Source organism: Komagataeibacter oboediens (assembly GCF_003207815.1).
Classification (GTDB): Bacteria; Pseudomonadota; Alphaproteobacteria; order Acetobacterales; family Acetobacteraceae; genus Komagataeibacter; species Komagataeibacter oboediens.
Window position 1 is genome coordinate 1 of record NZ_NKTX01000074.1, and the last position, 9,973, is coordinate 9,973.

The 9,973-nt window shown below is 59.1% G+C and carries 14 protein-coding genes; 5 read left to right on the forward strand and 9 right to left on the reverse strand.

The features are described 5' to 3' along the window. The first annotated feature begins 189 nt into the window (after positions 1-189). Positions 190-944 (forward strand): IS5 family transposase gene (locus CFR80_RS15340; protein WP_110507649.1). Its coding sequence is split into 2 segments (ribosomal slippage): positions 190-520 and positions 520-944, totalling 756 coding nucleotides; the frame shifts between segments, so codons are not numbered across the junction. A 71-nt stretch (positions 945-1,015) separates the two neighbouring features. Here CFR80_RS15340 and CFR80_RS15345 read toward each other — a convergent pair. Next, on the reverse strand, positions 1,016-1,348 hold the full coding sequence (locus CFR80_RS15345) for a DUF6525 family protein (RefSeq protein WP_010516434.1): 333 nt from the start codon (positions 1,346-1,348) through the stop codon (positions 1,016-1,018). Continuing rightward, entirely contained in the window at positions 1,341-2,573 is a 1,233-nt protein-coding gene (locus CFR80_RS15350) for a GTP-binding protein (RefSeq protein WP_010516436.1), read from the reverse strand. Before CFR80_RS15350 ends, CFR80_RS15345 begins: the two co-directional genes overlap by 8 nt. A 68-nt stretch (positions 2,574-2,641) precedes the next feature. Between CFR80_RS15350 and CFR80_RS15355 the strand changes: the two genes are divergently transcribed. After that, on the forward strand, positions 2,642-3,235 hold the full coding sequence (locus CFR80_RS15355) for a DUF1826 domain-containing protein (RefSeq protein ID WP_110507650.1): 594 nt from the start codon (positions 2,642-2,644) through the stop codon (positions 3,233-3,235). Between the two features lie 199 nt (positions 3,236-3,434). Here the strand turns inward: CFR80_RS15355 and hchA are convergent, their stop codons facing one another. From hchA to CFR80_RS15370, 3 genes are read right to left on the reverse strand one after another with little or no spacing between them, the layout of a single operon-like run. Continuing rightward, complete coding sequence (gene hchA, locus CFR80_RS15360; protein WP_010516439.1) at positions 3,435-4,304, reverse strand: glyoxalase III HchA; 870 nt, start codon at positions 4,302-4,304, stop codon at positions 3,435-3,437. Positions 4,305-4,360: 56 nt separating this feature from the next. Continuing rightward, entirely contained in the window at positions 4,361-5,149 is a 789-nt protein-coding gene (locus tag CFR80_RS20190) for a Gfo/Idh/MocA family protein (protein WP_373636505.1), read from the reverse strand. Beyond that, positions 5,043-5,651: a Gfo/Idh/MocA family protein gene (locus CFR80_RS15370; RefSeq protein WP_010516443.1), complete on the reverse strand. Its 609-nt coding sequence runs from the start codon at positions 5,649-5,651 to the stop codon at positions 5,043-5,045. Before CFR80_RS15370 ends, CFR80_RS20190 begins: the two co-directional genes overlap by 107 nt. A gap of 419 nt (positions 5,652-6,070) precedes the next feature. Here CFR80_RS15370 and CFR80_RS15375 point away from each other — a divergent pair, with 419 nt between their 5' ends. After that, positions 6,071-7,579, forward strand: coding sequence for a cryptochrome/photolyase family protein (locus CFR80_RS15375; RefSeq protein WP_010516445.1), 1,509 nt, complete (start codon positions 6,071-6,073; stop codon positions 7,577-7,579). On the opposite strand, the gene CFR80_RS20195 is transcribed toward CFR80_RS15375, so the two are convergent. The 4 genes from CFR80_RS20195 to CFR80_RS15390 are packed head-to-tail and all read right to left on the reverse strand — an operon-like array spanning position 7,538 to position 8,750. Next, positions 7,538-7,708 carry a DUF2256 domain-containing protein gene (locus CFR80_RS20195; protein WP_083819139.1) on the reverse strand — a complete coding sequence of 57 codons (171 nt, stop codon included), beginning with the start codon at positions 7,706-7,708 and terminating at the stop codon, positions 7,538-7,540. The two genes, CFR80_RS15375 and CFR80_RS20195, sit on opposite strands and share 42 nt — an antisense overlap. Beyond that, the gene (locus CFR80_RS19620; RefSeq protein WP_198133935.1) at positions 7,702-7,941 is read right to left on the reverse strand and encodes a Rossmann-fold NAD(P)-binding domain-containing protein; all 240 of its coding nucleotides are present in this window, start codon (positions 7,939-7,941) and stop codon (positions 7,702-7,704) included. Before CFR80_RS19620 ends, CFR80_RS20195 begins: the two co-directional genes overlap by 7 nt. After that, entirely contained in the window at positions 7,938-8,348 is a 411-nt protein-coding gene (locus CFR80_RS19625) for a Rossmann-fold NAD(P)-binding domain-containing protein (protein WP_198133936.1), read from the reverse strand. The genes CFR80_RS19620 and CFR80_RS19625 overlap by 4 nt, the downstream gene beginning before the upstream one ends. 39 nt (positions 8,349-8,387) lie before the next feature. Beyond that, a complete protein-coding gene (locus CFR80_RS15390; RefSeq protein ID WP_010516449.1) occupies positions 8,388-8,750 on the reverse strand; it encodes a thiol-disulfide oxidoreductase DCC family protein in 363 nt (120 codons plus the stop codon). Between CFR80_RS15390 and CFR80_RS15395 the strand changes: the two genes are divergently transcribed. Together CFR80_RS15395 and CFR80_RS15400 are read left to right on the forward strand one after the other, a co-directional pair. Further along, complete coding sequence (locus tag CFR80_RS15395; protein ID WP_258367862.1) at positions 8,749-9,528, forward strand: TetR/AcrR family transcriptional regulator; 780 nt, start codon at positions 8,749-8,751, stop codon at positions 9,526-9,528. The genes CFR80_RS15390 and CFR80_RS15395 overlap by 2 nt on opposite strands. Position 9,529: 1 nt before the next feature. Further along, positions 9,530-9,769, forward strand: coding sequence for a hypothetical protein (locus tag CFR80_RS15400; protein ID WP_010516454.1), 240 nt, complete (start codon positions 9,530-9,532; stop codon positions 9,767-9,769). Positions 9,770-9,973 lie beyond the last annotated feature (204 nt).

Genomic DNA, 9,973 nt, shown 5'->3' on the forward strand with positions numbered 1-9,973 from the left:
GGTGTTCATCGCCAGCTCCCACTACAGCTGGTCTTCCATGAATCACCGATCGCATCCGTTGGGAATCCTTATTCCAAATTTTCTACCAAAGTAGTGCTAGGGCGTGCCGTCAGTCTGCATCTGGCGCCATGAGGCTTGTACTCCCGTTTGATCTGTGATGTTTTCTCTCTGTTCTCAGGGAGAAAATGAATGCGACGATATGGCCTGAGTGACAGCCAGTGGGAACGGATAAAAGATCTTCTCCCGGGTCGTGAAGGTCATATCAGCGGAACGGCTGCCGATAACCGTCTGTTTGTGCAAGCCGTGCTGTATCGTTACCGTGCCGGCATTCCCTGGCGTGACCTGCCTGCCCGGTTCGGGGACTGGAAAAACGTCCACCGGCGACTGCGTCGCTGGTGCGAAGGCGGCGTGATCGAACGGGTTTTCCGGCATCTGGCCGCCGATCGTGACAACGACTACATGATGATCGACAGCACGATTGTCCGGGCTCACCAGCACAGTGCGGGTGCCCGTAAAAAAAGGGCGCGGATCAGGCCATCGGGCGGCCCCATGGCGGACTGACCTCGAAAATTTACGCCATTGTCGGTGCCGCAGGAAAGGCGGTCGCCCTGTCCCTGACGCCCGGGCAGAGAGCAGACATTACGGAAGCAGACCCCCTGCTGGATGAGGTCGATCCCAAAGCCTTTATCGCCGACAGGGCTTATGATGCTGATCCGCTTATCGAAAAGCTCGAAGAACGGCAGATCACACCGGTTATCCCGTCAAGGAAAAACCGACGCGATCCACGGAAACTCAGCTTCCGGCTCTACAAAAACAGAAACATCATTGAACGCTTCTTCGCCAGGCTGAAGCAGTTCAGGGGCATTGCAACACGCTACGACAGGCTGAAGTCAACATTCCTCGCAGCACTGCAACTCGTTTCCGCCATCATCAGAATTAACTGACGACACGTCCTGGCGATGCCAATGAGTATGATCCATGAAGATGTGCGTGTCATGCCAGTAAAATACTGATTTTACCTCAGCACTGACACGCAGGCTGCGTCATGCGGCAGGACCGTGCCGTAGGTTTCGCTGTAGCGTGAAGCAAACGCTTCCCGCTCCAGCCGCTCGCAATAGTCAAGATACCGGATCAATGCCCGCTCGGCACGCGTCGTGCGTCCATAGAGCCGTCTGTAATGCTGCCAGAGCATCATGACGTTGACCGACCAGGCATCATAGGCATGCGCAGCCACCCGCTGGCGGATCGCTGCGGGCAGGGCGTCAAAGGCTGCCCAGTCATTGCCTGCATACCGCCGCCACATCTCGTGGCGTAATGTCCGTTCGTTATCTGCCTTCACCTTACGCATCTGCCATTTCTCCCTGCCCCCAGACCGGGAATGGATCAGGCAGATGGGCGAACAGCAGCGGATTGAATCGCCCTGCATCAAACTCGGGTACAAGGCAGGCCTCCAGAACCGCTGCAATGGCAGCATCGTCCATCTCTGCCGTGCCGATAAATACGATTTCCTGCCGTCGGTCCCCATAAACCGGATCCCATTTCGACAGGATCAGGTCGCGCCATTCATCGCTGTCCGGCCACTGGTTTTTGGGAATGGTCACCCACCAGCGCCCCATGGCCTGCGTACGGACCAGTGCACCGGCCTGCCCCAGTTCGCCCACCCATTGCGGGCGGGTCGCCAGCCAGAAATGGCCCTTGGCCCGGATCACGCCCGGCCAGGTAGAGTCGATAAAGGCCTTGAACCGTTCCGGCACCAGCGGGCGGCGGGCACGCCAGACGAACGTGTGGATGCCATATTCCTCGGTCTCGGGGACATGGTTATGGAATTCGAACAGTTCCTTGTACCAGAGCGGGTGTTTGTGCGCCCGGTCATAATCGAAGCGATGCGTATCCAGAATGCGTGCGCAGGGCACGATGCCTTGATCGGTTTCGATAATATCCGCATCGGCATTCAGGGCCTGAATGACCTGCCGCGCGGCCTCGCGCTGCGCCACTGTGGAGGTCGAGACCTTGTTCAGCACAACCACATCGGCAAACTCGATCTGTTCGACCAGCAGGTCAACCAGTGCCCTGTCATCCCCGTCGCCTGCCGTCTCGCCCCGGTCGCGCAGGAAGTCCGTCGAGGCGTAATCCTTCAGCAGGTTGACGGCATCCACCACCGTGACCATCGTATCGAGCCGCGCAATGTCGGACAGGCTCTCGCCCGCTTCGTCACGAAACTCGAATGTCGCTGCAACCGGAAGCGGTTCTGCAATCCCTGTCGATTCAATCAGGAGGTAATCGAAGCGCCCTTCTTCCGCAAGCCGTCGGACTTCATGCAGCAGGTCATCGCGCAACGTGCAGCAGATGCAGCCATTGCTCATCTCGACCAGCGTTTCATTGGTGCGGGACAGGTCGCTGCCGTCGCGCACCAGGTCGGCGTCAATGTTCACGTCGCTCATGTCGTTGACGATTACCGCGACTTTCCGGCCTTCGCGGTTATTGAGCACGTGGTTGAGAAGCGTTGTCTTCCCGGCTCCCAGAAAGCCGGAAAGCACCGTTACCGGAAGTCTTTCGTGCATGACGGACACCATTCATTCGGTTGCGATCCGCCGAACCTATATGTTACGTTATAATATAACAATACCTAAAGGACCCCGACATGAGACAGTCCTGTCCGACCCGTGTGCCGCCTGCCATTCCCATGCCGTTCCAGCACATCGATAGAACCGACTGTTTCATCGTTCAGGAAGAGCGCCACACGGGGCAGGAGATCATGCAGGCCGCGGGATTGTGGAATGCCCATGGCCCGGATCTGTTTTTGCGTCGGGGGAGCATTGAAATTCTTGAGACCCAGCTGGGGGCGCTCCTGCCGGCAGGCACGAAGGCGCTTGCTGAAGACGCCCTGAATCTTGTCCGCCGCTATCAGCGTCTGTCAGGTACGGCCGAAATCCGCTTCCGACTGGAAAAGGTCCGTCATGATAGTTGCCGCCGCTTTCATGTTGACCATGTTCCGTTACGCCTCCTGTGCACCTACACCGGTCCCGGGGTTCAGTGGAAATACGCTGACAGCGAGACCATCTATGAAACGCCAGCGGGCTGGATTACCCTTCTGAAAGGGCGATTATATCCCGGCTGGTCGACAAAAGGGGCGGTACTGCACCGTTCGCCGCCAATATCGGATCGCCCGGTTCCTGTTACGCGCCTGCTTCTGACCCTTGACCATCCGGACGCATGTGGCATGGGACGGCAATGACGCCTTAACGCCGTAGCGTTCAGGCTGCTTCCAGCCGGGATCGCCAGACGTCAGGATCACGTATCCGGCCTGTCCCTCATCATAACAGTCTTCCACATCGGAGAATCTCCGGACCTTACGCCATGCGGATATACCGGGCGCCTGCTGGAGAATCCCAAGGTCGCAAGCGAGGTGACCGCCCGCGACCGTGGAGCCGGTTTTATCTGCTGGCAGCCTCAAGCAGGACTTCAGCCGCCAGTTTGCCAAGATTGTTCGATGCCAGCGGGCTATCGCCCGTCAGCAGGTTACGATCACGGTGCACCTGGCCGGTAATCCCCGTGTTGACGATCTTTACGTTGTATTCCCGGAGTTTTTCACCGACCAGCCACGCCATCGGACCCGGGATGTAGCCAATTTCGATATTGGCCCCGGCGTCCAGACTGTCTGGAAAGACGCACATCTCATAGCCTTCATATGCGAACCTGCCACCATCGACTGCTGTCGCGAGCAGGCTGGCGGGGCCATGACAGAGCGAGATCGTGAAACGTCCGTTGGCCTGTGCCCAGCGCAGGACAGCACCGACCTGCCTGCTGAATGGCACCCCATTGAGAACGCCGTGACCGCCCGGAATGAACACGCCGAGATACGGCGCTTCAGCTGTGAGACCCTCGCCTGTCACGTCGGCAAGCTTCTTCGGTGTTTTGAGCTGCTTTTCGTATTTCTTGTAGATCGATTTGACGGCCTCGTCCTCATGTGGGAAGGCCCACCACTCGAACTTCACCGGATCGCCGGAGATGGTCGCGATATCGATCTCAAATCCCGCAGCGTCCAGATGATACAGGGGCAGAAGCATTTCAACCGGGTGATTGCCGGTCGAAAAGAACTCGCCGCCTTTCATCATCAGGTAACGCTCCTGCGTACCGATCATCAGGATCTTCCACTTTCCTCCCTTATAGGGCTCAGGATAGGTGGTGCCGTCAAAATCGGTCTTTGAGGACGTATATTGCGTCAGGGAATATTCTGACGGGAAGAAGGCGTTGTCCTCTGCCCGGTCAGGCACCGGCGTTCGGCTCAACTGTTCATCGCTCATGTTTATTCTCCTGTTGTCAGCCTTGTCGCGCATGACAGGCCTGCGGTCAGGCCGCGCTACGTCCGCATGCAGAAGGTGCGGCAGGGTATGCACGAAACCATACGTTGCTTCGCAGCAAAGATGAATAAGGGAAATCCCGCAAAACCACCTGTCAACTCAACAGAAAACATGTTGGACGAGCAACGCTCGGCCCATCCCTGCATGCGCGTATCGGTTGGCTCTGCGCGCGGCAGACATGAGCAGCAGCGATGATGCCAGGCACCTGCCTTGGGCATGGGCCCCCGAAAGGCGTCCCTGTCGTTTCGGGCCGGCGGGATAACCGGCTTATGCAGGCGCGCGCTTTCATAGAGTGCAGCCATCCGGATCTGGTCCTGCAGTCCTTCCTCGCCCGGCATGCACGGGCGTTGCCCCGAGCGCAAGCACTGGGCGAAGTGATCGATTTCAATTGCAAACAGCCTGCGCTGCGGCAGGGATACGACCGAAACCAGCTCGGCAGGCCCGTCGCGTCGTGCAATCGACAGGCGCTGCCCTTCATAGGCAAATGCGTTTTCAATCCCGGCTGCGGCCTCGGTGCCATAGCCGCGAAAGTCCCGGCGTTCATGCGCGGCATAACTCGTCGAACAGGTTGCGATGGCACCGGAAGGGAATTTTAGCGTGAACGCAATACTTGCCTCGACCTCCCTGAAACGGAGATCATCGACCTGACTCCACTGCGTTGCAAATAACTCGACTGGTTCCTCACCCAGCAGCGCGCGCCGTGTTGAGGCAGTAAAGACCGATACCAGGCAATGCCCCGCCGCTGGCCAGCGCCCTTGATTGCCGCCATTGGTGGGGATCGCCCTGATGTTGCACGTTCACGGCATCGATCAGACGGATATCGCCAAACCTGCCTGCACGTGCCTGACATGCCACCTCGGCATTACAGTTCTCATACTGGCAGCGATAGGCGATCATCAGCAGGCGACCTGCATCATGGCAGGCTGCGACCATGTTCTGCGTCTGTGCAACAGAAGTCGCCACGGGTTTTTCACATAGCACATGCTTGCCCGCCCTGGCCGCGGCGATAACGTTATCGCGGTGCAGCGTGTTTGGCGTCACCACATAGACGGCCTCGATCGCGGCGTTGTCGCGGATGCGGCCGATCGAGGCGTAATCGTAGCAGGCATCGGCTGTGATCCCGTATCGCGCTGCAATCGCCCGGTATTTGGCGCTGTCACCGCTGATCAGCGCGATGGGCCTGGCCTGCCTGCATTCCGCGAAGACGGGCAGGATCTGACCGAGCGCCAGACGACCAAGCCCCATGATGGCAAAACCGACACGACGGGCTGGAGGGGCCGGGTTGGGCAATGGCGGTGCCGCGCGTTCGGCGGCGGCATTAATGGGGGAAAGGTGACGTTTGCGCTCCGGATAAGGCCCTCGTCTACTGGCGGTACGTTTTCCTGGCCCGGCGCTGCATTGGCGGCGCGAACCGCCGTAGCAGGGAACGCTGCTGCTGTGGCCGCCCAGAAAATCACCGCACAACGCGCAATGTCCTGTTCATCTGGCTTGCTGCTCATCATCGTTCTCCGCGCCTGCGGGCTGGCTGTCGGGATAGAGTAACTGCCGGTTACTAACGCGGGGGGGAGGGGCGGCCCTCTCACGCGGAATTGCGCCCCACGACCAGATATTGACCGGGCACTTGCGAAGCCTGATTGATGAACGTCCCCCTTTTTTCCTGCTCTGAAGTCAGGCTTCGCGGCAGAAGCGTCGCACGCTAGTCTTTCGATATGAAACGCATAGTCCTTGTTCTGGGCGATCAACTGACGCCGACACTCTCCTCCCTTCGGGCGGCCGACCGGTCAAACGATGTGGTGCTGATGGCGGAAGTTGCCACTGAAACGACCTATATCCGCCATCACAAGAAGAAAATCGCGCTGGTCCTTGCGGCGATGCGGCATTTCGCGGCGGAATTGCGTGAAGCCGGCTGGCATGTCGATTACGTTACCCTGCGCGATCCGGCCAATTCCGGCAGCCTGTGCGGCGAGGTCAGACGGGCCTGCGCCCGGCATGGTGCTGCGCATGTGCTGGCAACCGAGCCCGGCGAGTGGCGGCTGATGCGCGACATGGCCCAATGGCCATCCACCACCGTGCTGCCTGATGACCGCTTTGTGGCAGATCGTCACGGCTTTGCCACCTGGGCTGAAAAGTGCACGGGTATGCGCATGGAACATTTCTACCGGCTGATGCGCCGCAAGACAGGCCTGCTGATGGAAGGCAACCAGCCTGCCGGGGGTAGATGGAATTTCGACCACGACAATCGCAACCCTGCACCCGGTCCGCTGGGTCTGCCACAGCCGCTGCGTTTTGAGCCTGATGCCATCACACGTGAAGTGCTGGAGATGGTGGCGGCGTGTTTCCCCGATCATTTCGGAGATCTGACACCTTTCTGGTTTGCAGTTACCCGCGCCGGGGCCGAAGCCGCCTTTGCCCATTTCCTGCGCCATGGCCTGCGCGATTTCGGCCGCTATCAGGATGCGATGCTCAGCGGGCATCGTTTTCTGTGTCATTCCGTGGTGTCGGCCTATCTCAACCTTGGGCTGCTCGACCCGCTGGCGATGTGCCGTGCGGTCGAGATCGAATGGCGCGCCGGGCGGGTGCCGCTCAACAGCGCGGAAGGGTTCACCCGCCAGGTCATCGGCTGGCGTGAGTTCGTGCGCGGCGTTTACTGGTGGCGCGGGCCGGACTATGCGCACAGTAATGAGCTGGATGCCCATCGGCCTCTGCCAGCTTTTTACTGGAGCGCCGACACGTTCATGCACTGCGTGCGTGCCTGTGTGACCCAGACGCGCGAGGAAGCCTATGCACATCATATCCAGCGGTTGATGGTCACCGGCAATTTTGCGCTGCTTGCCGGTATCAACCCGCATGCGCTGCACGAATGGTATCTGGCTGTCTATGCCGATGCGTTCGAGTGGGTCGAACTGCCCAACACCATCGGCATGAGCCAGTTTGCCGATGGCGGCCTGCTGGCCAGCAAGCCCTACGTGGCCAGCGGTGCCTATATTCACCGCATGAGCGATTATTGCGTGGCTTGCACCTATGACGTCAGGGCAAAGGAGGGGCCGAAAGCCTGTCCGTTCAACCTGCTTTACTGGCATTTTATCGCGCGGCATGCTGGCCTGCTGCGTGGCAATCCGCGCATGGCGCAGATGGTGCGCACATGGGAGCGGTTCACGCCCGAAAAACAGGCGCGACTAACGCGTGACGCCGGGCATTTTCTCGCCAGCCTTGGCTGAGCGGCAGCGATCGGAGCAATAGCGCACGGCCTCCCAGTCGCGCGCCCATTTCTTGCGCCACGCGAAGGACCGCCAGCAGGCCGCATAGGGCTTGCTTGGCAGATCGGCTTTCCTGCGCATCTTTACCATGGCAGCCTTTCTCCATTCCACGCAATCAGGGTGCCGCTATCGGCAGGGGGCAGGGTCCCGACCACCGGCAGGAAATGGTCCGCTGCCGTGGCGGGCGAAAACAGCTTTCCTGCTGGCACACCGCCCTGAAAGGGTGCTGAAAGCGCGGTGCCGATGGTGCCGACGGGCAGGGCTACCACAATCGCTTCAGGGTGGGGGCGCCGCATCTCGATGGTGAAATTGACCACCATCATGTCAAGTGCCGCCTTGCTGGCACGGTAGGCATGCCAGCTCCCCAGCCGGTTATCGCCAATCGAGCCGCCCCTGCGGAAAGAACCGCGAATACCGCACGCCGGTCGCGCTGCAGGCGCGACAGCATGTGCTTGGCAATCAGCGCAGGTCCGGTGGTGTTGATGGCAAAGGCGCGGGTCATGGATGCGGCATAGAGGCTGCGCATTGTCTTTTCGGGGAAAATGTTCCGCGTGGCATCATGCCATATCCCGGTGGTGACCAGAGCCAGTTCCGGGGGGGCATCGATCTTGGTTACAGCATCGGCAATGCTGTCCTTATCCGTCAGGCCGAAGCCGCTGCAGGGGCCGACGTGACCCGGCATGGATGCGCGCATGCTGTCCGGACTGCGCAAGGCGGCTGACAACAGCATGGCCAATGCCGCGGCCTACTCAGAACACAGCAGCAATCTTTATCTTACCCAGCGTTGCAGGATCGGCCGCACCCGCAGGAACCGGCGATAGGCCACCTCAAGCCCCCACAGCACCAGTGGCAGCCGGGCCAGTTCGCCAGGTGGCCGCAACACCGGAATGGCGCGCCACATGGCGGCAAAAGCGGCTGCGCCATCGTAGATTACGGTGCCTTTGCGGGCATGGAAACGATCGAGCAGCAATTGCCGGTCAAGCGGGCAGGGCTGTGCGGGGTCGGCAACGTCGACAAAGTGAATGTGATTCGCACGGTCCAGTCGACGCATTAGCGCAATCTCGCGCAGGCAGAGCGGACAGCCGCCATCGTACCATACGGTCAGGATATCGTCGTCGGATCGGTCGCTCATGGTCACACAATACAATACCCCGCAGCCCGTGACGACCTGGCAGTTCGGGAAAGATGCTGGACTGCCGGGTGATGGCCCGGTGCCCATGTGTAAAGTGATGTTTCCACCCATGCGCCGTGCTGCGGAGATCTCAGGCGTCCTGTCTATGCCCGCCCCCTATTTTTTTCTTGAAAACATACCGTCCGGACCGTACTTAATGGACATGACCAGAAAACCAAAACGCACCAACAAACCCGAAGTCGTAAAGAACGACCTGCTCAACGCAGCAGGCCGGATACTGGTCACGAACGGGATTCAGGCGTTTACCCTGGAACTGGTGGCCAGGGAGGCAAACGTCAGCAAAGGCGGCCTGCTGCACCATTTTCCGAACAAGAAAGCCCTGCTTGACGGGCTTTTCATGCGTGAAATGGACCTGTTCAGGCATGAGATGCTTGCCTCCATGCAGGATGATCCTGTTGCGTTCGGCAGGTCTGCGCGGGCGTATATCGGGTTTAACCATGATGGAGCGAAAGAGACGCCGGTCATTATTCGCCATCTGCTTGCAGCCATGTTGATTGATCCGCAACTCAGTCAGGAATGGATCCAGCATTACTGGAGCGTTATCCGCTCCATCGGCCTGTTCGAGAACATGACACCAGCCCTTCTGCTCGCCTGTATGGCTGCTGATGGCCTTTCCCTGTGGGACATCCTGGAGGCTGGCATTGTAGACCAGACTATGCGCGACGGTCTGCATGACCTGATGGTGCAGTTAACGCAGGCCCCTGATAAAGCCGGCTGAAATGCAGGGCGTTTTCTCTTTGTCAGGGGCGGTTGTCTCTGGTGCCGTGGCAACTGCCGCGCAGAAACAGGTGCTGGGTTTTGCCAGAATTCCGCCAATGACCGTCATGACAGCAGGCTATATCTCGTCCTTCATCTTTTTTTCTGTCTGGTTTTACTTCCGTAACCGGTTTGATGGGCAACAGGCCACCATGATTATTCTTGTCCTGTTGGGAATTTCGGTTATCGCGGCACTGCCGTAAAGAAAAAAGTCTGTATTTTTCGGAAATCAATATGCCCTGTCGAACGCGCACAGACATCCTGACAAGGGTGCTGCCCCTGTTTGCAGCATTATGCCTTTTAGGGTGTAATACTACGGGCTATCACCTTTGACCTATATGAGCCCATTTTCTGAGGCCGATGGATCGGATGGTCTGTGGCAGGGCGGTGAGGTTGTTCCATGCGGT